At 60.2% G+C, this 522-nt stretch carries 1 protein-coding gene and 1 pseudogene; both read right to left on the reverse strand.

What is annotated here, in order from left to right; translation table 11 throughout:
* Positions 1-323: pseudogene (locus XINFAN_RS22325) on the reverse strand (DUF2924 domain-containing protein); the annotation flags it as partial.
* Positions 324-341: 18 nt separating this feature from the next.
* A partial coding sequence (locus XINFAN_RS22330) for a hypothetical protein (protein WP_233352394.1) occupies positions 342-522 on the reverse strand: 181 nt, incomplete at its 5' end.

Here is a 522-nt window from a genome sequence, read left to right on the forward strand (position 1 = left end):
GCGGAGGTCCAGGTTCGTGTTGCCGTCCTGAACGGTTTCACCGCGCTCGACACGCCCATTACAGAGGTCGTGGGATAAGTCTGTCCGGGGATAGGGGAAACCCAACCGTCAGCCCATTTGTGCAACAGAGCCCTTGGCGCCCTTTCGCCGGATGCCGTGCCCCTGAGCCCGAAGAACCGTGGGCCGGACCAGTGGGCACCGGTGATCTTCTTCGCTATGCTGGAAAGCAAGTCGAATTGCTCGCCGCCCATCAGGAATCCACTGTCTGTCACCTCGACTGTCCATGTCCTGCCCTGCCACTCGCGGACTAGGCGCGTACCGGGCTGTAGCTGGGCACCTGTCTAGGCTCTGGCCGACTGGCCGCCGGCGATGCGCTGAAGGTCGGCGATCATTGCGGCCTTCGGTCTACCAAATACCTTGCACTGAGCTGCTGCTGGTTTCGTGGACACGAAGATAAGATCGTGACCAAGGAACTGGAGAGTGGATATGACGAGACGGAAGTTCAGCCGTGAGTTCAAGATC

Origin of the sequence: Pseudogemmobacter humi (assembly GCF_900609055.1) — a bacterium.
GTDB lineage: Bacteria > Pseudomonadota > Alphaproteobacteria > Rhodobacterales > Rhodobacteraceae > Pseudogemmobacter > Pseudogemmobacter humi.